This is a genomic window from Stutzerimonas stutzeri SDM-LAC (assembly GCF_000235745.1).
Classification (GTDB): Bacteria; Pseudomonadota; Gammaproteobacteria; order Pseudomonadales; family Pseudomonadaceae; genus Stutzerimonas; species Stutzerimonas stutzeri_H.
In genome coordinates, this window is the sequence record NZ_AGSX01000057.1 from 1 (window position 1) to 23,749 (window position 23,749).

General features: G+C 62.7%; 26 protein-coding genes. 12 read left to right on the forward strand and 14 right to left on the reverse strand.

The genetic code is table 11. The features are described from left to right. Positions 1 to 1,032, forward strand: a 1,032-nt coding sequence (locus PSTU_RS0106655) for a TIGR03862 family flavoprotein (protein ID WP_019340262.1), incomplete at its 5' end; no start/stop codon positions are given. Between the two features lie 21 nt (positions 1,033 to 1,053). Here PSTU_RS0106655 and PSTU_RS0106660 read toward each other — a convergent pair. The 4 genes from PSTU_RS0106660 to PSTU_RS0106675 all read right to left on the reverse strand — a co-directional run bounded on the left by PSTU_RS0106660 (position 1,054) and on the right by PSTU_RS0106675 (position 4,248). Beyond that, positions 1,054 to 1,362 carry an AzlD family protein gene (locus PSTU_RS0106660; protein ID WP_019340263.1) on the reverse strand — a complete coding sequence of 103 codons (309 nt, stop codon included), beginning with the start codon at positions 1,360 to 1,362 and terminating at the stop codon, positions 1,054 to 1,056. Next, positions 1,359 to 2,069: an AzlC family ABC transporter permease gene (locus PSTU_RS0106665; protein WP_019340264.1), complete on the reverse strand. Its 711-nt coding sequence runs from the start codon at positions 2,067 to 2,069 to the stop codon at positions 1,359 to 1,361. Before PSTU_RS0106665 ends, PSTU_RS0106660 begins: the two co-directional genes overlap by 4 nt. Before the next feature lie 162 nt (positions 2,070 to 2,231). Continuing rightward, complete coding sequence (locus PSTU_RS0106670) at positions 2,232 to 3,557, reverse strand: DEAD/DEAH box helicase (protein WP_019340265.1); 1,326 nt, start codon at positions 3,555 to 3,557, stop codon at positions 2,232 to 2,234. Between the two features lie 217 nt (positions 3,558 to 3,774). Further along, on the reverse strand, positions 3,775 to 4,248 hold the full coding sequence (locus PSTU_RS0106675; RefSeq protein ID WP_019340266.1) for an NYN domain-containing protein: 474 nt from the start codon (positions 4,246 to 4,248) through the stop codon (positions 3,775 to 3,777). A gap of 115 nt (positions 4,249 to 4,363) precedes the next feature. Here PSTU_RS0106675 and PSTU_RS0106680 point away from each other — a divergent pair, with 115 nt between their 5' ends. Both PSTU_RS0106680 and PSTU_RS0106685 read left to right on the forward strand, forming a co-directional pair. Beyond that, positions 4,364 to 5,062 (forward strand): YciC family protein, encoded by a 699-nt coding sequence (locus PSTU_RS0106680; protein WP_019340267.1) that lies wholly within the window; start codon positions 4,364 to 4,366, stop codon positions 5,060 to 5,062. Between the two features lie 51 nt (positions 5,063 to 5,113). Beyond that, positions 5,114 to 5,548, forward strand: a complete 435-nt coding sequence (locus PSTU_RS0106685) for a VOC family protein (protein ID WP_019340268.1) — start codon at positions 5,114 to 5,116, stop codon at positions 5,546 to 5,548. On the opposite strand, the gene PSTU_RS0106690 is transcribed toward PSTU_RS0106685, so the two are convergent. Next, positions 5,545 to 6,387 carry an SDR family oxidoreductase gene (locus tag PSTU_RS0106690; RefSeq protein ID WP_019340269.1) on the reverse strand — a complete coding sequence of 281 codons (843 nt, stop codon included), beginning with the start codon at positions 6,385 to 6,387 and terminating at the stop codon, positions 5,545 to 5,547. The two genes, PSTU_RS0106685 and PSTU_RS0106690, sit on opposite strands and share 4 nt — an antisense overlap. 201 nt (positions 6,388 to 6,588) lie before the next feature. Between PSTU_RS0106690 and PSTU_RS0106695 the strand changes: the two genes are divergently transcribed. After that, complete coding sequence (locus PSTU_RS0106695) at positions 6,589 to 7,326, forward strand: substrate-binding periplasmic protein (protein ID WP_237709846.1); 738 nt, start codon at positions 6,589 to 6,591, stop codon at positions 7,324 to 7,326. Positions 7,327 to 7,415: 89 nt separating this feature from the next. On the opposite strand, the gene hrpB is transcribed toward PSTU_RS0106695, so the two are convergent. After that, the gene (gene hrpB / locus PSTU_RS0106700) at positions 7,416 to 9,938 is read right to left on the reverse strand and encodes an ATP-dependent helicase HrpB (protein ID WP_019340271.1); all 2,523 of its coding nucleotides are present in this window, start codon (positions 9,936 to 9,938) and stop codon (positions 7,416 to 7,418) included. A 306-nt stretch (positions 9,939 to 10,244) separates the two neighbouring features. Between hrpB and PSTU_RS0106705 the strand changes: the two genes are divergently transcribed. The 4 genes from PSTU_RS0106705 to PSTU_RS0106720 all read left to right on the forward strand — a co-directional run bounded on the left by PSTU_RS0106705 (position 10,245) and on the right by PSTU_RS0106720 (position 12,874). Next, positions 10,245 to 10,661: a hypothetical protein gene (locus tag PSTU_RS0106705; RefSeq protein ID WP_019340272.1), complete on the forward strand. Its 417-nt coding sequence runs from the start codon at positions 10,245 to 10,247 to the stop codon at positions 10,659 to 10,661. Then, positions 10,661 to 11,572, forward strand: a complete 912-nt coding sequence (locus PSTU_RS0106710; protein ID WP_019340273.1) for a cation diffusion facilitator family transporter — start codon at positions 10,661 to 10,663, stop codon at positions 11,570 to 11,572. Before PSTU_RS0106705 ends, PSTU_RS0106710 begins: the two co-directional genes overlap by 1 nt. 431 nt (positions 11,573 to 12,003) lie before the next feature. Beyond that, positions 12,004 to 12,483, forward strand: coding sequence for an Lrp/AsnC family transcriptional regulator (locus PSTU_RS0106715; protein WP_019340274.1), 480 nt, complete (start codon positions 12,004 to 12,006; stop codon positions 12,481 to 12,483). 172 nt (positions 12,484 to 12,655) lie between these two features. Continuing rightward, positions 12,656 to 12,874 (forward strand): DUF2788 domain-containing protein, encoded by a 219-nt coding sequence (locus PSTU_RS0106720; RefSeq protein WP_003283042.1) that lies wholly within the window; start codon positions 12,656 to 12,658, stop codon positions 12,872 to 12,874. Between the two features lie 21 nt (positions 12,875 to 12,895). Here the strand turns inward: PSTU_RS0106720 and PSTU_RS0106725 are convergent, their stop codons facing one another. Further along, the gene (locus PSTU_RS0106725; protein ID WP_019340275.1) at positions 12,896 to 13,525 is read right to left on the reverse strand and encodes a pseudouridine synthase; all 630 of its coding nucleotides are present in this window, start codon (positions 13,523 to 13,525) and stop codon (positions 12,896 to 12,898) included. Between the two features lie 242 nt (positions 13,526 to 13,767). Here PSTU_RS0106725 and PSTU_RS0106730 point away from each other — a divergent pair, with 242 nt between their 5' ends. Next, positions 13,768 to 14,529, forward strand: a complete 762-nt coding sequence (locus PSTU_RS0106730) for an SDR family oxidoreductase (protein ID WP_019340276.1) — start codon at positions 13,768 to 13,770, stop codon at positions 14,527 to 14,529. Between the two features lie 290 nt (positions 14,530 to 14,819). Here PSTU_RS0106730 and PSTU_RS0106735 read toward each other — a convergent pair whose 3' ends face one another. Genes PSTU_RS0106735 through PSTU_RS0106755 form a run of 5 tightly spaced genes read right to left on the reverse strand, consistent with a single transcriptional unit; the run spans position 14,820 to position 19,335 of the window. Beyond that, a complete protein-coding gene (locus PSTU_RS0106735) occupies positions 14,820 to 15,965 on the reverse strand; it encodes an ABC transporter substrate-binding protein (RefSeq protein ID WP_019340277.1) in 1,146 nt (381 codons plus the stop codon). Positions 15,966 to 15,989: 24 nt separating this feature from the next. Then, positions 15,990 to 16,697, reverse strand: coding sequence for an ABC transporter ATP-binding protein (locus PSTU_RS0106740; RefSeq protein WP_019340278.1), 708 nt, complete (start codon positions 16,695 to 16,697; stop codon positions 15,990 to 15,992). Beyond that, positions 16,684 to 17,451, reverse strand: a complete 768-nt coding sequence (locus tag PSTU_RS0106745; protein ID WP_019340279.1) for an ABC transporter ATP-binding protein — start codon at positions 17,449 to 17,451, stop codon at positions 16,684 to 16,686. Before PSTU_RS0106745 ends, PSTU_RS0106740 begins: the two co-directional genes overlap by 14 nt. Further along, positions 17,444 to 18,472: a branched-chain amino acid ABC transporter permease gene (locus PSTU_RS0106750; protein ID WP_019340280.1), complete on the reverse strand. Its 1,029-nt coding sequence runs from the start codon at positions 18,470 to 18,472 to the stop codon at positions 17,444 to 17,446. The genes PSTU_RS0106745 and PSTU_RS0106750 overlap by 8 nt, the downstream gene beginning before the upstream one ends. After that, complete coding sequence (locus PSTU_RS0106755; RefSeq protein ID WP_019340281.1) at positions 18,472 to 19,335, reverse strand: branched-chain amino acid ABC transporter permease; 864 nt, start codon at positions 19,333 to 19,335, stop codon at positions 18,472 to 18,474. Before PSTU_RS0106755 ends, PSTU_RS0106750 begins: the two co-directional genes overlap by 1 nt. A 648-nt stretch (positions 19,336 to 19,983) precedes the next feature. Between PSTU_RS0106755 and PSTU_RS0106765 the strand changes: the two genes are divergently transcribed. From PSTU_RS0106765 to PSTU_RS0106775, 3 genes are all read left to right on the forward strand, one after another. Then, complete coding sequence (locus PSTU_RS0106765; protein ID WP_019340283.1) at positions 19,984 to 20,493, forward strand: GNAT family N-acetyltransferase; 510 nt, start codon at positions 19,984 to 19,986, stop codon at positions 20,491 to 20,493. Between the two features lie 279 nt (positions 20,494 to 20,772). Further along, a complete protein-coding gene (locus PSTU_RS0106770) occupies positions 20,773 to 21,498 on the forward strand; it encodes a hypothetical protein (protein WP_019340284.1) in 726 nt (241 codons plus the stop codon). 103 nt (positions 21,499 to 21,601) lie between these two features. Further along, on the forward strand, positions 21,602 to 22,789 hold the full coding sequence (locus PSTU_RS0106775) for a GAF domain-containing sensor histidine kinase (protein ID WP_019340285.1): 1,188 nt from the start codon (positions 21,602 to 21,604) through the stop codon (positions 22,787 to 22,789). On the opposite strand, the gene PSTU_RS0106780 is transcribed toward PSTU_RS0106775, so the two are convergent. After that, entirely contained in the window at positions 22,786 to 23,232 is a 447-nt protein-coding gene (locus tag PSTU_RS0106780; RefSeq protein ID WP_019340286.1) for a hemerythrin domain-containing protein, read from the reverse strand. The two genes, PSTU_RS0106775 and PSTU_RS0106780, sit on opposite strands and share 4 nt — an antisense overlap. 95 nt (positions 23,233 to 23,327) lie before the next feature. Next, the gene (locus PSTU_RS0106785) at positions 23,328 to 23,594 is read right to left on the reverse strand and encodes a DksA/TraR family C4-type zinc finger protein (protein ID WP_019340287.1); all 267 of its coding nucleotides are present in this window, start codon (positions 23,592 to 23,594) and stop codon (positions 23,328 to 23,330) included. Positions 23,595 to 23,749 lie beyond the last annotated feature (155 nt).

Below are 23,749 nucleotides of genomic sequence, written 5' to 3' on the forward strand. Positions count from 1 at the left end.
CGCGCCACGGCGTTTCGCCCGCAGCTTGAATCGTTCCCGCCCGAGCAACTGCGCGAGTGGATTCACGGGCTTGGCATCGACACCTTTGTCGGCAGCTCAGGGCGTGTTTTTCCCACCGACATGAAGGCCGCCCCGCTGCTGCGGGCCTGGCTGCGCCGCCTGCGTGACGCCGGGGTGCGGATTCATACGCGGCATCGCTGGCTCGGCTGGCATGCTGACGGCACGCTCAAACTGAATAGCCCGGATGGCGACATCAGCATCAGCGCCGACGCCGTGCTGCTCGCATTGGGCGGCGGCAGCTGGGCTCGGCTGGGCTCGGACGGCGCCTGGGTTGCGCTGCTGGAACAGCGCGGCATCGCGATCGCTGCGCTGCGCCCCACCAACTGTGGTTTCGAAGTGCAAGGCTGGAGCCAGTACCTGCAGGATAAATTCGCCGGTGCGCCACTAAAGACGGTAAGCCTAGCGCTAGCCGGTGGAGCGCCACGCAGGGGTGAGTTCGTCATTACGGCCAACGGCATCGAGGGTAGCCTGGTCTACGCGCTGTCGGCCGAGATCCGCCAGGCGATCGAGCAGAGCGGCTGCGCTACCGTCATGCTGGATCTGCTACCCGATCATTCACCGGAAAAGATTGTTCGGTCGCTAGCCAAGCCGCGCGGCTCGCAGTCCATGGCCAAACACCTCAAGCGCCAGCTAGGCCTCGACGGCGTCAAAGCCGGCTTGCTCAGGGAGCTGGCGCCTGCGGAAGTCTTCGATGACTCGCAGCGGCTGGCCCATGCAATCAAAGCGCTGCCGATTATCCTGCTGCGCGCCCGACCGCTGGACGAAGCCATCAGCAGCGCCGGCGGGGTGCCGTTTGAAGCGCTGGATGAGCGGCTGATGCTGCACCAGTTGCCTGGCGTGTTCTGCGCGGGTGAAATGCTCGACTGGGAGGCACCGACCGGCGGCTATCTGCTCACAGGCTGTTTCGCCAGCGGTCGTGCGGCGGCGGTGGGCATGCTGGGCTGGTTAGGGGATCGCTCGTCGAGCCGCTGAGCCGCAGGCAACCACGACAACTCAGAGCTGCCTAAACAGCGCCACCGTGATGATCCCGGCAGCAATCGCCGGTAACGGTTTCTTGAGCCAGAGCATGGCCGCTGCCGTGACCAGAAAGGCCAACCGCGCGCCGTTGTCTCCGTTCACCGCCATCGGGGTCAGCAACGCCACCAGCACCGAGCCGGACATGGCGCTGATGAACTGCTCGGTTCGACGGTTGATAGGCACAAACGACATGGCAAACAGGCCGCCCCAGCGCGTAGCCAGCGTCACCACCGCCATGATCACGATGATGACCAGCGCACCGAACCCCACCGTGTCCAGGTTCACTTCGATTTCTCCATCCACAGCGCACCCAACAGACCGCCCGCGAGCGCCCCCACCACCACATGGCTGTTGGCTGGCAGATACCAGTACGCCAACATCGATGCGCAGCCGGCGATGATCCAGATAATGATCATCCGCAGATCCTTTTTGCCGCCCACGACCATCGCCAGAAGGAAACAGCCCATCACCATGTCCAGCCCCAGGCTGACCGGGTCCTGGATGGCGCTGCCAAAATAGATACCGAGCCAGGTCCCCAACACCCAAAACGTCCAGAGCGCCAGCCCGCCGCCGAACAGGATGCCCAGCCCCGGTTTGCCAAGATTGAAGGCTTGCATGGACATGGCCCAGTTGGCATCCGAAACGACGAACATGACAGCGTAGCGCTTCGCCGGCGGCAAATGCCGCAGGTACGGATAAAGCGTTGCGCCCATCAGAAGATGCCGCGCGTTGACGGCAAACACGGTCACTACCAGCGGAACGACCGGAACATGCGTACCCCACAATTCCAGCGACGCGAACTGCGACGCACCGGCAAACACCAGTGCGCTCATCAGTAGGCTTGACTGGTCAGTCAAACCCGTCTGCGTTGCGGCCAGGCCGAAGGCCAAGCCAAACACCACGACGAACAGCGAGATCGGCGTCAGCTGCTTGAATCCCGCCCATACGTCACCTCGGGTCAGGCGCTGGAGTTCCGCATCCGTGTTTACCAAAGGAACCTCGCTGGTCTGCTTGGAGTTAGGTTAAACGCACCAGTCTCGGCGCGATGCCCAGCCCCGGCTGGGCGCTGTCGATATGACAGCGGGCGTAGCGCCCGTTTCAACCCGCACCGAAATTTCCCGCTGACGCCGCCATGGGCGTCAGGCAAAGATCGGTCAGCGTTTTTTCGACGGCTTCGCCCCGCCCAGGCTCGGCACCTTGCGGATCGGCTTGGCGTTGGGCTTCTCGCTTTCATCGAACCAGTTGCCCAGGTGGATGCGGCCCTTGCCGGCACCTTCCTTAGGCTTCTTGGGCTTTTTCGGTTTCTTGATGATCTGCCCGCCCGGCTGGGTCGTCGGCACACGATGGTCCGGGACAAAGCCGGGCTCATCATGGCGCGGTAGCACCTGCTGGATCAGCGTTTCGATGGCGGCGAGTTGATCGACCTCATCCGCCGCCACCAGCGACACCGCCTCCCCCGTCGCACCTGCGCGGCCAGTACGACCGATGCGATGCACGTAGTCCTCGGCGACGATGGGCAAGTCGAAGTTCACCACCTGCGGCAGGTCATGAATGTCCAGTCCGCGCGCAGCCACATCGGTGGCCACAAGGATCTGTACCTCGCCGGCCTTGAAGCGCTCCAGCGCACGCAGCCGTGACGCCTGGGGCTTGTCGCCGTGAATCGCATCGCTGGAAATACCCTGTGCTTGCAGCTCCTCGACCAGTTGGTCGACGCCCTTACGGGTCTTGACGAACACCAGCACCTGGCCCCAGCGCCGGTCTGCCAGCAGGTGCAGGAACAGCTCGGCTTTGCGCTTCTTGTCCACCGGCACCAGCCACTGCTTGACCGTCTTGGCAGCGGCGTTGCGCGGGCTGACCTCGATGGACAGTGGATCGCGCAGCAGCTTTTGCGCCATCTGCCGAATCGCGTCGGAGAAGGTCGCGGAGAACAGCAGGGTCTGGCGCTTTTTCGGCAACGCGCTGAACAACGCGTCCAACTCCTCCGAGAAGCCAAGGTCGAGCATGCGGTCGGCCTCGTCCAGTACAAGCGCCTGCACCTGGCCGAACTTCACCGCGTTCTGCCGATACAGATCGAGCAACCGACCCGGCGTTGCCACCAGCACGTCGACGCCCTTGCGCAGCGCCATCATCTGCGGATTGATGCTGACGCCGCCGTAGACCGCATAGGTGCGCAGCGGCAGGTCTTGCCCGTAAGTCTTGAAGGACTCATGCACCTGTTCTGCGAGCTCACGGGTCGGCACCAGCACCAGCGCGCGAATCGAGTTGCTTGCCACCCGAGGGCCTTCGTGAAGCAATCGCTGCAACAGCGGCAGGGCGAAACCCGCGGTCTTGCCGGTGCCGGTCTGCGCCGCGGCCATCAGATCGCGGCCCTTGAGCACGGCCGGAATCGCCTTGGCCTGGACGGGCGTTGGCTTGGTGTAGTCGAGGGATTCGAGGGTGCGCAGCAGCGGATCGATCAGGCCCAGGGAGGCGAAGGTCATGGCGAAAACCGGGAGTACGAAAACGAGGTGGGCAGTTTACTCGGAAAGGAAGCTGGAAGCTGGAAGCTGGAAGCGTAGGGTGGATGTCGCTGTTTACATCCACCTTGTCTCCGGCCGTTGGGTCAGTAAGGGATCGTCCGGCCTACATCTTGAAGCCCATCAGCGTGCGGGCATCTTCGGCGATCGCTTCGAGCTTCAGCTCATGGCGCTCCACTTCCTAGCGCAACAGCAACTTACCCTCAATGGGCACATAACGCGACGCAGCGCGAATCAACGAGTTTGCCGTCAGGCCCGGCGCGCCATACGCCGTTGCCTCGGCGCCACCGGCACGTACCCGGTCCAGCAGCAGATCAAAGTCGCCATCACCCGACGCCAATACCACCTCATCGACACGTCCAATCATGTCCAGCACGTCGATGGTGATGCCCACATCCCAGTCGCCCTTGGCCGAGCCGTCGCTGCGCTGGATATAGGGTTTGAGCTTCACGGTGAAGCCGAGATTGCGCAGGATCTGCTGGAACTGCTGCTGCTTGGCGTCACCCCGATCGATGGCATAGGCATAGGCCTCGACGATCTCACCACGCTCGCTGACCTCGGCCCAGAGCGCCGCATAGTTGAAATGGCAGCCATGCGCCTGGCGCACCGTGTAATAGAGGTTCTGCACATCGGCAAACAGGGCAATTTTCTTCACGCAGCGACCCGAGCGGTGAAAGGCTGCCCAGTATGGACGGCAATACCGCACATGTCGCCGGCCGGTTGCTTGGGCTAAAGTGCGCGCCTGTTCTTCCGAGAGTTGTTCTGCCGCGATGAATGTTCTGTCCATCCTCCGTGACGCCTGGTTCTTTTATTCGCGCAACCTGGCGTCCATCGCGCGACTCTGCGTGCCGCTGATCGTATTGGAGAGCTGCACCCGTCTGGCCTTCGACTATCTGCTCGGCAAGGACGCGATGCCCGCGCAGGAATTGCTGGTCGGCTTGATTTTCTATCCGCTGTATATCGCCGCATTGATCCTGTTTCTCGACGCCCGTAGCCGCGGCCATGCGCCGCCGCTGCGCGAGGTTCTGAAGCGTGCCCTGCCGCTATGGCCATCGATGGCTGTGCTGGCCGGGCTCGGCACCCTGCTGATCATGCTCGGCGCCTCGCTGTTCGTGCTGCCGGGGCTCTGGGTGATGGTCAAGATTGCCTTCGCTGAATACCTGTTGGTGCTGCGCGGCCTGACCCCACTGGCCGCACTGAAGGAAAGCTTCCTGCAGACCCGTGGCCATTTTCTCCTCGTGTTCGGCTGCATCCTCGCGGTGCTGTTGCCGCTATGGGTGCTGGAAGCCTGGCTCGCCGCGCAGTTTTGGGCCGGCGAGACGCCGCCAGGGCTGCTGGCGGTGCTCGTCGACAGCGTCGTTGGATTGCTGCAACTGCTGGCGACCGTGGTGCTGTTTCGCTGCTTCATGATCTGCAGCCAGCCGGTCATCGGCCGCAACGAAGAAAGCCGACGGCCAGACGGCGAGTAACGATCCGACGGGCTAGGCTGGGTAGTCCATTCCTGTTCGGAGGGCTCCACCATGGCGGACCAGAACCCCAGCATCCTGTCCCACGTATCCCTGGGCAGCAACCGCTTCGACGAAGCCGCTGCCTTCTACGACCAGGCCCTCGTCACCTTGGGCTGCAAGCGCATCATGGCTCATCCGGGCGCCATCGCCTGGGGACGTGAATATCCGGAGTTCTGGCTGCAGACACCAATTGACGGCCAACCGGCCAGCACCGGGAACGGTACGCATATCGGCTTCTTCGCAGCGGACAAGGCTTCGGTCGATGCGTTTCATCGCGCCGCGCTGGCCGCTGGCGCCACGGATGAAGGTGCACCCGGCCCGCGCGAGGAATATGGCGAGCCCTACTACGGCTGCTTCGTGCGCGACCTCGACGGCCACAAGATCGAGGCCGCCTACTGGGACATGGAACTCGTTCAGCGACTCTACGGCGACCGGCCGAGCGCCTAGCCTGCGCCGGACGAACTCCGAACACCGGCCAGCCGGGGCAACAGCAGGTGCTCGAAAGTGCGCGGAAAGCAGCGCGCTACCAGCCGCGCACGCCAGTCCAGGTTGGACAACACCAGCAACCGTCGCCGTTTCAACGCGCCTTGAAAGATGGCTTCTGCAACGTCCTGCGGCGACGCCACGCGACCTACCGTTAAAACCGGTTGGGGCGCGGTGGAGCCATCGCCAACCAGCACGTTTTTGCGCAGATCGGTCGCGGTATAGCCGGGGCATACGAGCATCACGTTGACGCCGGTGTCGTCCAACTCGCTGCGCAGGGTTTCGAACAGCCCATGCAGCGCATGTTTGCTGGCGTTATAGGCACCACGATCGGGAACCGGCGCGTATTGCGAGAGCGAGCTGAGCACGATGATCTGCCCTTCCCGCCCGATCAAACTCGGCAGCGCGGCCTGGGTGCAATGCAGCGCGCCGTAGAAGTTGACCGCCATGATCCGCTCGAACACCGCCAGGCTGGTCTCGGCGACGCGACTGCGATGGGTAATGCCGGCGTTGTTGATCAGTACGTCGATCCCACCGAAGCGCTCCACCACCAGCGCAACGGCCCGCTGCACCTCCGCTGCATCCGAGACATCGCAACGCAGCCCCAGCGCATCGGCGTTGTGATGGTCCTTGAGGTGCTGCACCAGTCCATCGATGGCGTTTTGTTCGAGGTCGAAGATGACCACCCGAGCGCCGGCCTGGGCCATTCGTTCGGCCAGTGCGCGACCGATGCCGGCACAGCCGCCGGTGATCACCACCACCTTGCGATCGAACACTTTGCTGGTGAATACCTTGCGATACATAAACCTCTCCATCAGCTCGTGTGCGCAACGGACCCAATCGGCACGGCACGCTCTAGGGCTCAGCATAGCCAGCCTGGTCGTTATCCGCTGGGGGTTGGCCCCGTGCGAAGCCCCAGACAACCCAGCGCACCATTCTGGACAGCCGGACGCGTGACGGCCATGCTGCCCCTATGTGCTAATCACAAGGGGCAGTGAATTACCTTGAAGCCATCATTCTGGATACCCTTGGCAGCGGCTCTGGCTGCGCCTTGCGTTGCCGTGGCCGAGACGCCGCGAACCCTGACCGTCGGTTACTACGATTTCCCGCCGGCCATCTACAGCGATGCGCAAGGTCGACCGCAGGGGCCGGTCGTGGAACTTACCCGCCGCGTACTCGAACATGCCGGTTATCAGGCGCAGTTTCGTGGGCTACCGAGCGCACGCCTGTATGGAGCGTTGAAGAGCGGCACCATCGATCTCTGGCCTGGCGCGCCAGGCAAACCGGAACTGCAGGCCGATACCATCGAGGGTCGTCAAACCCTCGCGCAGATCGGCCTCAACCTCTACCACCGGCCCGACACCCCGCAGCCGAGCATCCCCGACAGCCTGCGCAAACACGGCGTCATCGTTATCGGCGGCTACAATTATTGGCCACAGGTGACGCAGATGCTGAATGACCCGCAACTGGGAATTCGCCTGCATCGAACAGCCACCCACACCTCAGCGCTGGAGATGTTGAAACACCGCCGCGCCGACTATCTTCTCGACTACCAGCTTCCGGTGAACCAGGCGCTGAAACGCCTCGGCATGGATGCGCTTCCCCATGTCGAACTGCATCAGGTCGCCATTCGCTTTATCGTGTCCCGCCACACCAAGGACAGCCAGACAGTACTCGACTCGCTGGATCGGGCCTACGCCGAGATGTCGGCCGCCGGGGAGGACCTGAGCCTGCCGGAGTAGACGCAGGCTGCATGTGAGCGCTGACCGGATCCGGAATGATCAGCTCGCGTGCGCCCTGCTTGAGAAAGGGGGGGCTTGCGGCCGAACGTTCAGGTCCCGCGCGGCTTGGCCCGTGCGGTGGGCTCTGCCACCAGCGGGTCGTCTGGCCAATAATGTTTCGGGTATCTGCCCTTCAAGTCTTTCTTCACCTCCAGGTAGGTGTTCGCCCAGAAGCTCGCAAGGTCCTGCGTGACCTGCACCGGGCGGCGCGCCGGCGACAACAGGTGCAGCTTCACCGGCTGGCGCCCACCCGCGATACGTGGCGTATCGGCCAACCCGAACAGCTCCTGCAGGCGCACCGCCAGCACCGGCGGCGATTCGCTGTAGTCGAGCCGTACCCGCGAGCCTGACGGTACGCCGATTGAAACCGGCGCCAATTCGTCGAGGCGCTGCGGCAAGGGCCATGGCAGTAAGGTCGCGAGCATGGCTTTCAGATCCAACTGGGCGAAGTGCGCCAGGCGCGAGACCTTGCCCAGGTACGGCTGTAACCAGTCTTCCAGCCGTTCGAGCAGCCCGGCGTCGCTGACATCCGGCCATTCGCTGACGCCGCCGGTCTCCAGATCAAGCTGCCGGAGTAGCGAGATGCGCGCCTGCCACTGGCGCAGCTCCGGCGCCCAGGGCAGCAGTTCCAGGCCCTTGCGACGGACCAGTCCGAGCAGCGCACGCGCACGCGCTTCGTCATCCAGCCCAGGAAGAGGCTCGCGACTGAGCACCAGCTCACCGACCCGCCGCTGCCGCTCGGCTCGCAGCACGCCTTCGCGCTCATCCCATTCCAGCTCGTCGCGCTGGCTGACCTGCTCGGCCAGTTCATCATCGAACAGCGCGGAATCCAGCGCGGCGGCACGGTAGATGCGCTCTTCGCGCTGGCCCTGGCGACTGCCCAGCTCGGCGATCACCAGCCAGGGCTCCTTCATGAGCGCATCCGGCTCGCCGAATACCGTGGCACGACCGTTGGCCAGGCGGTATTCACCTCCGCCGTCACGCCGCTGGCGGGCGATGCGGTCAGGATAGGCGAATGCCAACAGCGCGCCGTGCCAACGATGATGGGTTGCATCCTCCGGCGCTGGAACAGTCGGGCCACGCAGCAGACCGCGAAATTGCCGTGCGAGCTGTCGCACCCGCTGCGCGCCGGCATGCCGTCCGGCGCTGCCGTCAAGCAGGCCGAGACGGGTTGAAATATCCGCGCCGCCTCCGCCGCGCTGGATATCTCGCTCGACCAGCAGCGCAGCGAGATCAGCGGCCAGCGGCGCGAGCCCCAGGGCCTGACCGCGCAGCAACAGGTGGCCGATACGCGGATGCGCGGGCAACTCTGCCATGGCCTGCCCGTGAGCGGTCAATTGCCCGCCACCACGGGCGTTGCGGCTGAGCGCCCCGAGGCGCTGCAGCAGATCCTGTGCCTGGGCGTACGCAGCGGCAGGCGGCTTGTCCAGCCAGGCCAGTTCGTCCGGTTCGACACCCCAGCGCGCCAGCTGCAAGGCCACGCCGGCCAGATCCGCCTGGAGGATTTCCGCGTCGCCATAGGCCGCCAGCTGCGCGTGCTGATCTTCGGACCAGAGGCGATAACAGGCACCGGATTCGAGGCGCCCTGCACGACCCGCGCGCTGCGTTGCGGAAGCCCGGGAAATTCGCCGTGTTTCCAGGCGGGTCATGCCGCTACCGGGATCGAAGCGCGGCACCCGTGCCAGCCCGGCATCGACCACCACGCGCACGCCTTCGATGGTCAGGCTGGTCTCGGCGATATTGGTCGCCAGCACCACCTTGCGTTTGCCAGCCGGCGCCGGCTCGATGGCCGCGCGCTGGGCGGTCAGCTCCAGCTCACCGTGCAGCGGGCAGAGCAAGACATCGCGCCGACCCGACAACTGTTCACTCAGCGTTTCGTTCACGCGGCGGATTTCGGCCTGCCCGGGAAGGAACACCAGCACGCTGCCGGATTCCTCATCCAGCGCCTGCAAGACGGTCAGTACCACGCGCGGCTCGATGCGCTCGCCGGCCTGAAACGGCCGCCCCCAGCGCTGAGTGACCGGGTACATGCGCCCTTCACTGCGCACCACCGGCGCATCGTCGAGCAGGCTCGACAGCCGCGCGCCTTCGAGGGTGGCGGACATCAGCAGGAGTTTGAGTGGCTCGTCGCGCAGCAGTACGCGCGCGTTAAGCGTCAGCGCCAGGGCCAGATCGGCATCCAGACTGCGCTCGTGAAATTCGTCGAAGATCACCAGCCCGACGCCCTCGAGCGTCGGATCGTCCTGCAAACGGCGCGCAAGAATACCTTCGGTGACCACTTCGATACGGGTATTCGGCCCGACCTTGCTTTCGAGTCGGATGCGATAACCGACGGTTTCACCAACCTTCTCGCCCAGCTCGCTGGCCAGCCGCTCGGCCGCTGCGCGAGCCGCCAGACGCCGTGGTTCGAGCATCAGGATCGTCTGTCCGGCCAGCCACGGTTCGACCAGCAGCGCCAGCGGCACGCGAGTCGTCTTGCCGGCGCCGGGCGGCGCTTCCAGTACCGCTTCGTCGCGGGCTAGCAGGGCCTGGCGCAGCGCCGGCAGGGCTTCATCAATGGGTAGGGAAAGCATGGGGATTCCAGATTTGAGCGCGGCATTATAAGGGACGATAAAAGCGCTGGCGGCTGGGCAAAGGCATCGCAGGGTGGATGACGCGCCTCCCTCCACCAGAACCCCGCACGGTGGATGGGTGAAGCGTCGTTCACCCTACCGATTATCTGTGCGCCGAAAGCCAGGTTTGAACGTGCTAGACGCCATGCGCAGGCGCTGCACGGACGCCTGAACACCGAGGCGCAGAAGGCGGTCTGATGTCGAGAAAACATCACGCAGCCCCAGTGCAGCCCTTGTATAGTTGCGCCACTTTTTCCGGAGGTCCCTATGCGTACTCGTTCCCGTTTCATCGGCGGCGTGCTGGCCGTCTCCCTGTTCACTCAACTGACGGCTTGCGGCACGCTGTTCTACCCCGATCGCCGAGGCCAGATCGACGGCAAGATCGACCCGGCCATCGCAGTCGCCAATGCCGTGGGCCTGCTGTTCTACGTGATCCCCGGCCTGATCGCCTTTGGCATCGACTTCGCCACCGGCGCGATCTACCTGCCCGATGACAGCTACTCCATGGCCCCGGAAAAACTGCAGGAAGCCATTGGCGCTGACGGCGTGATCGACCAAGCCAAACTCAAGGCCATCATCGAAACCGAAACCGGCCGCAGCCTGCCGCTGGATGATCCACGTCTGATCCAGCACAACGGTAGCGTCGAACAGCTCGCCGCCTTTGGCCTCCGTCCGGCCGCCTGATGCAGCACACCCGCGAGCGAAAAGGCGTCAGCGCCGAACACGCAAGGCTAATGCGCCGGGCCACGCGCCTGGCCTTGGCCGTCGCACTGACGCTGGCCGCCAGCAAGGCGCTTGCCTGGTGGCTGAGTGGCTCGGTGAGCCTGCTGGCCGGCCTCACCGACTCATTGTTGGACGGTGCCGCCTCACTGCTCAATCTGCTCGCGGTGCACTACTCGCTGCGCCCCGCGGACGATGACCATCGCTACGGCCACGGCAAGGCTGAAGCCTTGGCCGGGCTCGGTCAGGGCGCCTTCATTTCGGTCAGCGCCATCCTCGTCTGCGTTCAGGGCGTTGATCGCATGCTGCACCCCGAGCCGCTCGGCGCCCCGACGCTGGGCATCGCAGTGATGGTGCTGTCTCTGGCGATGACCGTAGCGCTGCTGATGTATCAACGTCATGTAGTACGCGAAACCGGCTCAACGGCAATCCGAGCCGACTCGCTGCATTACCGTTCCGACCTGCTGCTCAACAGCAGCATCCTCGTGGCGCTGGTGCTTGCCGGTTATGGCTGGGAACGGCTTGACGCGGTATTCGGCATCGCCATCGCCATCTACATCTTCTGGAGCGCGCTGAGCATCGTGCGCGAAGCCGGCGCGGTGCTGATGGATACCGAGCTGCCGCCTGAGATCAGCGAGGACATGCATCGGCTGGCCTGCGATGTACCCGGCGTGGCCGGTTGCCATGACCTGCGCACCCGCGTCTCCGGCACCCGCTGGTTCGTGCAGATGCATCTGGAGCTGCCGGGCGAGTTGCCGTTGATCGAGGCGCATGCCTTGTGTGATCAGGTCGAGGCGGCGATTCACACCAAGTACCCGCGCGCTGAGGTGCTGGTGCATGCTGATCCGCTAGAGGTGGTCAGGCCGAAGGGGTGACGCGGCGCAAAGCGCCGCTTGCAGGATGGGTGCAACCCATCAGCCATGCGCGATGGGCTTCGCCCATCCTACGTTCGGGCACGCCGCTCTATTCGATAGCGGGTATTTGCATCAGCCACCAAACAGAACCCCAAAACGAAAAAAACCACGCCTGGGCGTGGTCTCTTCGATTCGTTGAGCCGATGATAACGGCCTCTTCTCGCGGCGCCTCGTGAGCACCGGGGGCCCGGACCGTTAGCCTTGGTAAGGCCTTCGGAGGTCACGGCGGGGATCGCGTGCCGTGCCCTTTCTGCCGGGGGCGGAAGTTGGATAAAGCTTACGCCCCGCATGACGCTAGATGTTTGCGAAGATTGCTCGAATACCAGCCCCTTGCGCAATCCATACGCAACAAACCATCATGCATCGCAACAAGACCACGCGAGCCAACGGAAATGAGCAAACTCGATCGATACGACCTGCGCATCCTTGCCGAATTGCAGCATGACGCCCGCATCTCCAATCAGGATCTGGCCGAGCGTATCGGCCTGTCACCGTCACCGTGTTCGCGACGGGTCAAACAGCTGGAGGACGACGGCTACATCGCCCGTCAGGTCGCTCTTCTCGACCGCAAGAAGCTCGGCCTGACCCTGACCGCCTACGTACTGATCGGCATGGACCGACACACGCCGGAGCGCTTCGAACACTTCGAAGGGATGATCGGGAAATGCCCGGAAGTACTCGAATGCAGCCTGGTCACCGGGATGGATGCCGATTACCAACTCAAGGTAGTGGTGCCCGACATGGACCACTATCAGGCCTTCCTGCTGGGCACGCTGACTCGCATTGAAGGTGTGACCAGCGTGCGGTCGAGCTTTGTCCTGCGGCAGGTTTCATCAAGTACTGAGCTGCCGCTGGAGCATTTGCGAGGCTGAGACGCTTTGACGCGTCGGGCGTCATCGATAGCCGACTTGGCGTATACTCGCCGCCGCCTTGCTATGCCCCCGCGCGCCACATTCGAACAAGCGCCTCGCTCGCTGATAACAGGTCCGCCCGCTGTCATAGCTGTTGTCGTCTGCATTCAGACTTAGCCAAGCGGAGAAATCGATGGAGCCGGAAGTTTTCGAAAAATGGATGATGATCGTCCTGGTCGGCGGGCTGATGGCCTTCATGGCCTTCATCATCTGGGACCTGGCGAAGAAATCCAAAGCGGGTCGCCTCGGCACGGCGATTCTGTTCCTGGGCCTTGGCCTGTGCCTGTTTGCCTTTCTGGCCAAACCGGTCATTGGCTACATCATCGAAGTGACGCAAGGCATTCCGCACTGATCGCGCCGGCGGACTGGCGCGTCACAAGCGCGCCGGCACTTCCCGCCACTCGCCCGGCTGCAAACCGTCCAGCGTCCAGGGCCCGATCCTGACCCGCACCAGCCGCAGCGTTGGCAGACCGACCGCTGCGGTCATCCTGCGCACCTGACGGTTGCGCCCTTCACGGATCACCAGCTCCAGCCAACTGGTCGGCACGCTTTTGCGAAAGCGTACCGGCGGGGTGCGCGGCCATAGCGGCGGCTCATCGAGCGAACGGGCCTCGGCCGGCAGCGTCATACCGTCGTTAAGCTCGACACCCTCGCGCAGCCGCTGCAGCTGTTCCGTGCCGACTTCGCCTTCCACCTGCACCCAGTAAGTCTTCGCCAGCTTGTGCCTGGGATCGGCAATGCCGGCCTGCAGCTGCCCGTCATTGGTCAGCAGCAGCAGGCCTTCGCTGTCGCGATCCAGACGCCCGGCCGGGTACACGCCCGTCACCGGTACGAAGTCCTTCAGGGTGGCCCGACCATCGGCATCGTTGAACTGCGTGAGTACATTGAAGGGTTTGTTCAGCAGCAACAGACGCGGCTCGGCAGGCGCCGCCTTGGCGACTCGGCGGGGCTGGGTACGCGCTGCGGTGGTGCGCGGCGGACGGGGGCGAGTGGGACGCGACATGGAGAGTTCCTGAGCGGGCCGGCCATGCTAGGGCGCCGAACCAAACCCCGCAAGCCACTGCCCTTGATTGTGGCGGACAGACCACTCGCCGCGCCGGAATCGCTGCACAACAAAGTTGCTGCGGCGCCGACCTGACCGGACCATCGTGGGCAACTGGCTGCTGCTCTTAACGGTCTGACGCAGTAAGCTCCGAGGGTCGGCCGCGTACGGCCTGCCTTCCCGAACAGACAAGAGGTCCCTGCATGAACAACGTGGTTTTCATCACGGGTGCGACATCCGGCTTCGGCCGAGCCACTGCACGCCGCTTCGCCGAGGCCGGCTGGGCGCTGGTCCTGACCGGACGTCGCCTGGAGCGGCTCGAAGCGCTGAAGGAAGAGCTGTCGGCTAAAGTCCCGGTGCACATTGCCGCGCTCGACGTACGCGACGCCGAGGCGGTGAAGCAGGTGGTCGCCGAGCTGCCCGAAGGCTTTCGCGAGGTCAAATCACTGGTTAACAACGCCGGCCTGGCGCTCGCCCCGGAGCCTGCGCAGAAGGTCGACCTGAGCGATTGGCATACCATGATCGACACCAACGTGACGGGGCTGGTCAACGTCACCCATGCCCTCCTGCCGCGCCTGATCGAGACGGGCAAGGGCGCGAGCATCATCAGTATCGGCTCGGTCGCCGGCACCTGGCCGTATCCGGGTGGCCATGTCTACGGCGCCACCAAGGCATTCGTCGAGCAGTTCAGCTACAACCTGCGTTGCGACCTCCTGGGCACGGGCGTTCGAGTCACCGACATTGCGCCCGGCATGGCCGAGACCGAGTTCACGCTGGTCCGCACCAAGGGCAACCAGGAAGCCTCCGACAAGCTCTACCGCGACACCACGCCCTTGACAGCCGAAGACATCGCCGAGCAGATCTTCTACGTCGCCACGCTGCCGGACCACATCAACATCAACCGCCTCGAAGTGATGCCGACCCGGCAGGCGTGGTCGCCGTTCAACATCGATCGGGACCAGTAAAGTCGGCATCGAGGGATGCATGAGCTTCGCCTCCAGGCTAAGTGCCTCATAACGGCGAAGGCATGCGTCCCACTATGAGTGATGCCTCAGTTCGAGTGCTGCATCAGGCATCACGAAGCTGGACGAGCTGTGCGGTCATCAGGCAGATGGGCCAGCTCGGCCTTGGAAGCGAGCCAGCTGTCAGGGGGAGCGGACCAAGACCGGTCGCCCTGCAGGGCGTGAAGAGAATCGAGAGTAACTGCTGAAGCCTGTCACCGAAACGGCCCAAGAGGGCCGTTTGGCTGTGGAGATTACTCGATCTCCTTGCGAACGATCTTGCCTCCCTCCACCACGGCCATGGTCGTCGGCGTAATGAAACCACCGTTTTCGGTCATGCCCTGCACGGAGTAGAGGTTGAACTTCGGATCCATGCTCTTGAGCGCCTCACCCATCTTTGCCCTGACCTGCTGCGGCTCGGTACTGCCAGCCAATTCCATGGCCTTGGCCAGTGCGTGAAAAGCCAGGTAGTTGTAGGCAGCTTCGGAGCCCGGCACTTTGCCATGCGCTTTTTTGTAACGCTCGACGAAGGCCTTCGCCTCCTCACCGCCGTATTCGGACAGCGGCACCACACCGATCGCACCTTCCAGCAGTTCCAGCCCGCCCGTCACGGCGGCAATCTCATCCAGCTTGGCCTGATCCATGACGATAAAACCGCCCTGGAAACCCAGCTGACGCGCCTGCTGCATGACCAGACCGGTGGGCTCCGACGCGCCGCCGACGAACATGACGTCCGGATTCGACGCGATCACCCGACTGACACCGGTGTAGAAATCAGTCGACTTGTTGTAGTCCATGGGATTGCTTTCGACGATCTCGCCGCCCTTCTGCTCCCAGGCCTTGGTCATCATGTCGGTCCAGATCTTCGCGTACTCATGCGTCGCGCCGGCGATGCCAAGCTTTTTGCCGTAGTGCTTGAGCGCGTAGTCGGAGAACGCATCGACGTAGCCGGTGAATTCCGGCGGAATGCGCACCGTCAGCGGATTGCCCTGCTGAGTGACCGAGGGCACGCTGGTGTAGGCCATGATCAGGAAGTCGTCGGCGACATTGAAGTCCTGCAAGGCGAATACGCCGCCGGTATGGGGGACGAATACGGCGGCGGCGTTCGATTCCTTCACCAGGCGCTTGGCGTTGGTGGCCGCCTGGCTTGGCGAATACTTGTCATCGAGGCTGATGAGATTGACCTTGTAGGTCTCGTCGCCAATTTTCAGCCCGCCCGCCTCGTTCGCGTCATCGACCGCCATACGCAGGCCGGACAAGGTGTTCTCGCCATACAGTGCAGCGCCGCCGCTGAGCGGGCCGGTAAAACCGATGTTGAGCGTCTGCTCGGCATATACGCCGCTGGCCTGGGCCGCGGTCAGGGTGGCAATCGCCAGTCCAAGCGCTTTGAGCGTTTTCATTGTTGTCTCCTTGGTCATGACTGATCAGGCGCCGATGTAGGCCTTGCGCACGGCTTCGTTACCCAGCATGGCCTGCTGGTCACCTTCCATCACCAGGCTGCCGCCTTCGATGACATAGGCGCGGTGGGCGATCTTCAAGGCTGCGAAGGCATTCTGTTCGGCCAGCAGCACGCTGGTGCCGGACTTGTTGATGCGGGAAATCACCTCGAACATCTGGTTGACCACCAACGGCGCCAGGCCCAGCGACGGCTCGTCGAGCATCAGCAATCGCGGTCGGCTCATCAGTGCCCGGCCGATGGCTACCATCTGCTGCTGGCCACCGCTCAGCGAACCGGCAGGCTGATTGCGCTTGTCGTGAAGAATGGGGAACAGGTCCAGCACCTCCTGCAAGTTGCGCTTGTTGCCCTCCCCGTCACGCCGATGCAGATAGGCGCCAAGCGCGAGGTTTTGCGAAACCGACATTTGGGGGAAGAGTTTGCGCCCCTCCGGGCAATGCACCACGCCGGCAGCGACCAGCGCTGACGGCTTGAGTCCATCGATTCGTTTGCCTTCAAGCGCGATGGTGCCAGTGGTCGGTTTGAGCAACCCGCTGATGGCGTTGAACAGCGTGCTCTTGCCCGCGCCGTTGGCGCCGAGCAATACAACAAGCTCACCGGCGCCTACGCTCATGGACACCTGGTTCAGCGCCTTGAAACTGCCGTAGCAGACGTCGACCTGATCAAGCTGCAGCATCGTAATCGCTCCCCAGGTAGGCTTCGATAACGGCCGGATTCGCCTTGATCTCCGCGGGTGTGCCATCGGCAATCTTTTCGCCGTAGTTGAGCACCATGATCTTGTCCGCCAGGCCCATGATCATGTCCATCTTGTGTTCGATCAGGCACACGGTCAGGCCGTGCTCCGGCATCTTGCGGATCAGCTGTGCCAAGCCTTCGGTCTCCTCCGGATTGACGCCCGCCGCCGGCTCGTCGAGCAGCACCAGCTTTGGCTCGGTGGCCAGCGCCAGGGCGAAGGCGACGCGCTTGCGTTCTTCCTGGGAGATATCCAGCACCACTCGATTCTCCAAGTGGGCGAGGCCGACGAAATCCAGCGCGGCGCGAGCCTTTTCGCGGCATTCGCGCTCCTCACGCTGCAGGCGCTTGGAATTGATCAGTACGTCCCACAGACCGGAGCGGGTGCGCAAACGGTGGCCGACGATGAGGTTGTCGAGCACCGTGGCCTGCTCGAACAGGTGCGTGGTCTGAAAGGTACGGCCGACACCGAGCCGGGCGACATGGTCGCAGCGCATCCGCGACACGTCATGCCCGTCAATGAGGATGCGTCCCGAGCTGGGCTTGTGTACGCCGGAAATCAGGTTGAAGAAGGTGCTCTTGCCGGCGCCGTTGGGCCCGATGATGGCGTTGATCTTGCGCGCTTCGAACTCAATGCTGACATCGTGCACTGCCGCGAGGCCGCCGAACATCTTCGTTAAGTTTTCGACCTTAAGCATTGTTGTTCACCTCGCTGCCTGGGGTGACTTTGCTACTGGCTTTTGGGTCTTGAGCCCGCGCCGCTTCAGTGTCCTTGCGCAGTTTCCAGCCGAGGAAAGTGCCGGTGACACCGCGCGGCATGAAGATCACCAGCACCACGATCAGCGGGCCGAAGATGATCATCCGGTAGTCCTCGAGGAACTGCAGCGACTGGGTGATCCAGACCACTCCAACAGTACCGACCAGCGGTCCGAACAGGGTGCCGAAGCCGCCGACCAGCAGGTAGGTGATCATGTCGAAAGTATGGTTCGGGTTGGCCTCCTCCGGACCGATGAAGCGAATCATCGAGGCATAGAGCGCTCCGGCGATACCGGCGTAGGTAGTAGAGAGCACGAAGGCCAGCAGCTTGTTGCGCATCAGATCGATGCCCAGCGATTGGGCGAGCGCATCGCCGTTGCGGATCGCCATAAAGGTGCGCCCCAGGAGCGAAGAGGCCAGGCGACCGGCGAACCAGATCGCCAACACCAGAAACAGCAGCGCCAGGTAGTAGAACGGCACCGTCTGGCTGAAATCCACCAGCCCGAAGCCATCCGGCGCCGCGATACCGCGAATGCCAATTGCACCGTGGGTGAGCTCCTCCCACTTGTCGATCAGCAGGTAGATGATGAAGCCGACGCACAGCGTGAAGATCGCGAAGAAGTGCTCCTTCAAGCGCAGCGAGACGATCCCCACCAGCGCACCGACGGCGGCCGAGACCAGCGCCGCCGCCATGAACGCCGGCCAGAAGTTCCAACCATGGTCAGCGGTCAGAATCGCCAGGGTGTAGGCGCCGATGGCAAAGAACCCACCGTGGGCCAGGTTCAGTTGCCCGCAGTAGCCAGTGATGATGTTCAGGCCGTACACCGCAATGGCCCAGATAAAGGCGCTGGCCATCACGTAGACCTGGTACTCGCTTTTGGCGAACAGAGGAAACGCCAGGGCAAGCGCCAGCACAACCACTTTGCAGGCGCGACCGGTCAGGAAAGAGGCGAAAGAATGCATCAGTGAGCCCCCTTGGCGAACAGACCGGTCGGGCGCAACGACAGGATCACCACCAGCAACGAGAAGGCAATGATGTCCTTGTAATCGGAGGACAGATAGAAACCGCCGAAGCTCTCCGCAAAGCCCAGGATCATCGCCCCGATGATTGCACCGGGAATGCTGCCCATGCCGCCGAGCACGATGATGACGAAGGCCTTCATGATCACCAGGTGTCCCATCGCCGGGTACACCAGATTGATCGGTGCATAGAGCGTCGCGGCGAAGGCGGCGAGCATGCCTGAGATGGCGAAGGTCAGCATTGCTACGCGGTTGGAGTCGATGCCGACGAGAAAGGCCCCTTCACGGCTCTGCGCCATGGCGATGATGGTCGAGCCCAGCATCGTCTTGCGCAGGAAAAGGTGCAGGGCCAGCATCAGGGTAAAGGCGCCAACGATGATCAGCAGACGCTGCTCGGGAATGATCAGCCCGTCAAAGTTGAGAATGCCGCCGTAGGGCGAGGCCATGCGGCGGAAGTCCGAACCCCAGAACATCTGCACCACCGCCTCAAGAAACAGCAGGATGCCGATGGCGGCAATCTTGTCGTGGATCGGCGGCGCATTGCGCAGCGGGTGAAACACCAACCGTTCGCAGAGGACTGCCAGCGCGGCCACCACCAGACCGGACAGCAGCATGGCGATCCAGTAGTGCAGGCCAAGATCGGTCATGAAGAAGAACGATGCGAAGGCACCCACCATGTAGAGCGCGCCGTGGGCGAAATTGGGAATGTGCAGGATGCCGTAGACGAGCGTCAGACCAAGGGCGACCAGCCCGTAGATGCTGCCCAGGGTCAAGCCATTGAGCACTTGCTGGAACAATAGATTCAATGCGGCGTCTCCGTGGATCTTGTTGTTATGGGTGCCACCGAGCGATTGCAGAATGCCGCAAGACAAGCGGGTCGAACATTCGGCCGCCGCTGGGCATCGGAACTGCGCCTGACTGACATTGGCACTCGCTTGCACCCTCGTCAAACGAGCCGCGTGGAAGAGATAGAGACCCATAAAGCAGCGTGATGCTGGCAACAATCTGTTTCAGTGATGATCTGATTGACCGTCCAGGCATCGGTGATCCATCAAGCGGAACGCGCCGCAATGATCGTGCTCGATACGCACCAAACCGGGTCATCCGCGACACCAGAGCCGGTTAGCGCACCATCCGCGTGCATGCGCTTCAAACAGCCGGACCGCATGACCCGCGCAGCGCACCGCCGTAACGCGAAAGGCACAACAATTGCTCGATTCCGTCGTCAAGATTCCTGACCTCTCGGCCCATCACGCTGCTTGGCCGGCCTTTCAGCGCTGCAGTAACGCGCCGAGGCTGGCGCCATGCTGGAATGGCTGATCGCAGTGTGGCGTCTGTTGCGCGTCCAGTTATTGCGCGGCAAGGCGGGGCTGATCACCATGCATCAACCTATTCCGTGAACGCGGGTCAATGTCTACTGCAGCCGATTTGAACCGCTACCGAAGGAACTCAACGTGCAGATACGTGACGCCCTAGACGCCGACCTCCCAGGCATCCTAGAGATCTACAACGACGCGGTGCAGAACAGCACGGCGATCTGGAACGACAAGCTCGTCGACCTCGACAATCGCCGCGCCTGGATGGCCGAGCGCCGCGAACAGGACTGCCCGGTGCTGGTCGCGATCGACGATCACCAACAGGTGGCCGGCTATGCCTCCTTTGGCCCCTGGCGCCCGCACGACGGCTTCCGTCACACGGTAGAAAACTCCGTCTACGTGCGCTCCGGCCAGCGCGGCGGTGGCGTTGGCCGAAGCCTGATGCATGCACTGATCAAGCGCGCCCGCGAGCAGCACAAGCACGTGATGATCGCGGCGATCGAGAGCGAGAACCGCGCCTCCATCCACATGCATCAGCAGCTCGGCTTCATCCACGCCGCACAAATGCGCCAGGTCGGCTGCAAGTTCGGTCGCTGGCTGGACCTGACCATGATGCAACTGCCCCTGAACAGAACGTCCCATCCTTGATCCGGGCAAATGCCAGATTCAGGATGAACCCGCCGATTGCCGCAGTGCGCGATTTCAACCGTTAGATTCATTGGAAAAAAAATGTAGTGGACTAACTTGTCGACTACCCAAGCGCCACTCCCACCCCAAGGAGGCAAGGATGCGAAGCGCCGTCAGCTACCAAGGCTCAGGGTAGGCATTGCTGGCACCGCTTCTGGAAAAGACAAGCGTTTGGGTTATCGCGTCAGCCGGACCAAACAGCTGGTTGCGCGACCGACTAAATCCATGGAGAAACAACCAATGCTCAAATTCAACGCGCTTTTCGCAGCTATCCTCGCAGTGTCCGCCACTCAGGCTTTTGCGGCCGGCAGTGAGGCGCTGGTCAAGCAAACCGGTGTCGACCAGCTCGCGAATGTCTATCAGGAGGGGCCCGGACAGATTTCGAAGGTGTACCAGGCCGGTAACGCTCGCAACACTGCGACCACCAGCCAATTCGGTGAGGAAAATAGTTCAAAGGTGACCCAGGAAGGCGCGTGGCATGACGCAACCGTTACGCAAACAGGCATTAAAGGCAAAGTGAAGATCACGCAGAACAACTGGAACAACGACACAACAGTTGTGCAGGCAGGTTACGCAAACACCGCTGACGTAGCGCAGAGCGGGTGGAACAACGATGCGGTACTGAATCAGGATGGCGCGTTCAACAGCTCTACGGTCGTCCAAGCTGGCGAAAGCAACGATGCGTTTGTGGATCAGATCGGCCTGAAGGGTGACATCGACATCAGCCAGGACGGCGGCCTCAACGTGGCCGATGTCGATCAGGACGGCGAATGGAACACCGTGGAGGTGATGCAACTGGGCGATCGCAACGTCGCGATGATCGATCAAACCAGCGGTTATAGCCACGCAAACGTTCTGCAAGATGGCGTTCAGAACATGGCGACTGTTAATCAGGCTGGTTTTGGGGATTTCGCCAACGTCAGCCAAATCGGCACTGCTAACACAGCAACCGTAACGCAACACTAGCGCGCCCATCGACTCGGGTCGGCGCTGGTCGGCCCGACTCGGTGTCACCATCTGTGCGTGATAAAGTCGCCCACCACCACTTTGCGACGCCAAGACATTTCGCATGAATCGATCGGTAACCGACGACATTTCGGCTATCAGCCGCATCAACGCCGTACCCGCCATTCTTCAGGTCATCTCCGAAACCACCGGTTTGCGCTTCGCCGCAGTGGCGCGTGTCACCGAGGACTCCTGGACGGCCTGCGCGGTGCTCGACCGAATCAACTTCGGCCTGCAGATCGGTGGCGAGCTGGACGTAACGACGACCCTCTGCCACGAAATCCGCGCTTCCCACAAGACCATCATCATCAGCAAAGCAAGTGAGGATCGGCGCTACTGCGGCCACCACACGCCCAAGCTGTATGGCTTCGAAAGCTATATTTCGGCCCCGGTGTTTCGCACCGATGGCAGCTTCTTCGGTACCGTTTGTGCGCTCGATCCGCTGCCCGCGAACCTGTCGGAAGGGTCGGTTCTGGCGATGATGGAGTCTTTCGCCAAGCTGCTGGCCATCCAGCTGGAGGCCGAAGAGCATTTCGAGGCGACCGAAGCGGCGTTGCTCGATGCGCAGCAGACGGCCGAACTGCGCGAACAGTTCATCGCTCTGCTCGGGCACGATCTGCGCAACCCGCTCTCGTCGATCATGTCAGGCGCGCAACTGCTGCTGAGGCGCTCGAAGGACGCATCGATCACCGGTATTGCCGATCACATGCTCACCGCAACCCGTCGCGCTGCACGCCTGGTGGACGACGTGCTGGACTTCGCCCGCGGGCGCCTGGGCAACGGGATACCGCTGCAGAGCGACGCATGCCACGACCTGCACATCACCCTGACGCATATCGTTTCGGAGATGCAGAGCACCCATCCCCAGCGAGCCATCGAGGCTGACATCGCACCGCTTGGAGCGGTACGTTGCGACGCGGACCGCCTCGCGCAGTTGCTGTCCAACCTGCTTGCCAATGCGCTGGTGCACGGGTCGGCAACTGGACGCGTGTACATCCGTGCGGTGATCGAAAAGGGGCAGTTGCTGCTGTCGGTGAACAATCAGGGGGAGTCGATACCACCGGATCGTCTGGGGCAGTTGTTCAAACCTTACTGGCGAGAGGCGTCGAGCACGCAATCCGGCCTTGGCCTCGGCCTCTACATTGCCAACGAGATAGCCATGTCGCATGGCGGCAGCATGCGGGTAACCTCCACCGCCGAGGCCGGCACAACCTTTATCTTCAGCATGCCGACCGGTGCCGCGATCGCTTAAGCATGCTCGGCCTTCATCAGGTCGTAGGCACCCAGATATGCGCCAGCGAGCTGGGTCTTTTGTCGGTCACTGAGCAGCTTGCCCGCCATCTGGAAGAACTTGTGCTCTTCCTCCTGCAGATGATGGTGAACCTTGTCCGACAGCTTGCGGGCCTGAGCCAGCCAGCCTGGGCTGCTGGGATCCGTCTGTTCAAGCGCCTCGACCATTTCGTCCATCTCATGGTGCTCGGCGATGGCATGACGGGACAGGTCGACGCCGTTGTCGTCATGCATCAGTGGGATATAGAAGTGCCGCTCTTCAGCGACCGAGTGGACCCACAGTTCGTGCTTGAGTTGGGCGAACAGGGCCTGACGTTCGGCGCTGTCGCCGCGGGTCTGGACCAGCTGCTCGGACAGCTCACGCTGGATATCGTGACTCTGGCGCAGCGCTTCGAAAATCATCATGACGGCGGTCTTCTTCCAAGGAGCGTTGGGCGATGCGCGTCTGACAGACGTTGGCGCAACGAGTGCCAACGGGCCGGTGATTTTCGTCATGCAGCTCAGCGCAGCTGACTGTCCTTGCTGCCGCGACGGTTGTAACCGCTGAACTTGGCTTCGTGTTTATCCAGTTCGGTCTGGCATTTCACGCACAGGCGCACGCCCGGTACGGCTTGCCGTCTTGCTTCTGGAATCTTCGCGTCGCACTCCTCGCAATGCGTCAGGCTTTCACCCCGCCCGAGTCGGCTGCGTGCGCGCTGCACCGCATCTTCGATGGTGCTGTCGATCTGTTCCTGAACCGCGCCTTCATTTGCCCAACCCGTAGCCATCGCGGCCTCCTAAGCATCAGGTCTTGATAGTGGTTCTGTTTTGAACATTGGGCACGAGCACCGTTCAGTCGGTCGCCAGGTGCGGTGCGCGCACTGCGCCGTCAACTCGGCAGCGCCACCCGTCGATCCGTTGGCGCCAGATCGACGAACGGACT

Excerpts from the sequence above, each read along its gene's own strand:
- PSTU_RS0106725 (WP_019340275.1), bottom strand. The coding sequence starts at position 13,525 with ATGTCGCGTCCCACTCGCCCCCGTCCGCCGCGCACCACCGCAGCGCGT.
- PSTU_RS0106670 (WP_019340265.1), bottom strand. The coding sequence starts at position 3,557 with ATGACCTTCGCCTCCCTGGGCCTGATCGATCCGCTGCTGCGCACCCTC.
- PSTU_RS0106750 (WP_019340280.1), bottom strand. The coding sequence starts at position 18,472 with ATGCATTCTTTCGCCTCTTTCCTGACCGGTCGCGCCTGCAAAGTGGTT.
- PSTU_RS0106740 (WP_019340278.1), bottom strand. The coding sequence starts at position 16,697 with ATGCTGCAGCTTGATCAGGTCGACGTCTGCTACGGCAGTTTCAAGGCG.
- PSTU_RS0106715 (WP_019340274.1), top strand. The coding sequence starts at position 12,004 with ATGAGCAAACTCGATCGATACGACCTGCGCATCCTTGCCGAATTGCAG.
- PSTU_RS0106720 (WP_003283042.1), top strand. The coding sequence starts at position 12,656 with ATGGAGCCGGAAGTTTTCGAAAAATGGATGATGATCGTCCTGGTCGGC.
- PSTU_RS0106680 (WP_019340267.1), top strand. The coding sequence starts at position 4,364 with ATGAATGTTCTGTCCATCCTCCGTGACGCCTGGTTCTTTTATTCGCGC.
- PSTU_RS0106780 (WP_019340286.1), bottom strand. The coding sequence starts at position 23,232 with ATGATGATTTTCGAAGCGCTGCGCCAGAGTCACGATATCCAGCGTGAG.
- PSTU_RS0106690 (WP_019340269.1), bottom strand. The coding sequence starts at position 6,387 with ATGTATCGCAAGGTATTCACCAGCAAAGTGTTCGATCGCAAGGTGGTG.
- PSTU_RS0106770 (WP_019340284.1), top strand. The coding sequence starts at position 20,773 with ATGCTCAAATTCAACGCGCTTTTCGCAGCTATCCTCGCAGTGTCCGCC.
- PSTU_RS0106710 (WP_019340273.1), top strand. The coding sequence starts at position 10,661 with ATGCAGCACACCCGCGAGCGAAAAGGCGTCAGCGCCGAACACGCAAGG.
- PSTU_RS0106685 (WP_019340268.1), top strand. The coding sequence starts at position 5,114 with ATGGCGGACCAGAACCCCAGCATCCTGTCCCACGTATCCCTGGGCAGC.
- PSTU_RS0106745 (WP_019340279.1), bottom strand. The coding sequence starts at position 17,451 with ATGCTTAAGGTCGAAAACTTAACGAAGATGTTCGGCGGCCTCGCGGCA.
- PSTU_RS0106785 (WP_019340287.1), bottom strand. The coding sequence starts at position 23,594 with ATGGCTACGGGTTGGGCAAATGAAGGCGCGGTTCAGGAACAGATCGAC.
- PSTU_RS0106735 (WP_019340277.1), bottom strand. The coding sequence starts at position 15,965 with ATGAAAACGCTCAAAGCGCTTGGACTGGCGATTGCCACCCTGACCGCG.
- PSTU_RS0106730 (WP_019340276.1), top strand. The coding sequence starts at position 13,768 with ATGAACAACGTGGTTTTCATCACGGGTGCGACATCCGGCTTCGGCCGA.
- hrpB (WP_019340271.1), bottom strand. The coding sequence starts at position 9,938 with ATGCTTTCCCTACCCATTGATGAAGCCCTGCCGGCGCTGCGCCAGGCC.
- PSTU_RS0106775 (WP_019340285.1), top strand. The coding sequence starts at position 21,602 with ATGAATCGATCGGTAACCGACGACATTTCGGCTATCAGCCGCATCAAC.
- PSTU_RS0106705 (WP_019340272.1), top strand. The coding sequence starts at position 10,245 with ATGCGTACTCGTTCCCGTTTCATCGGCGGCGTGCTGGCCGTCTCCCTG.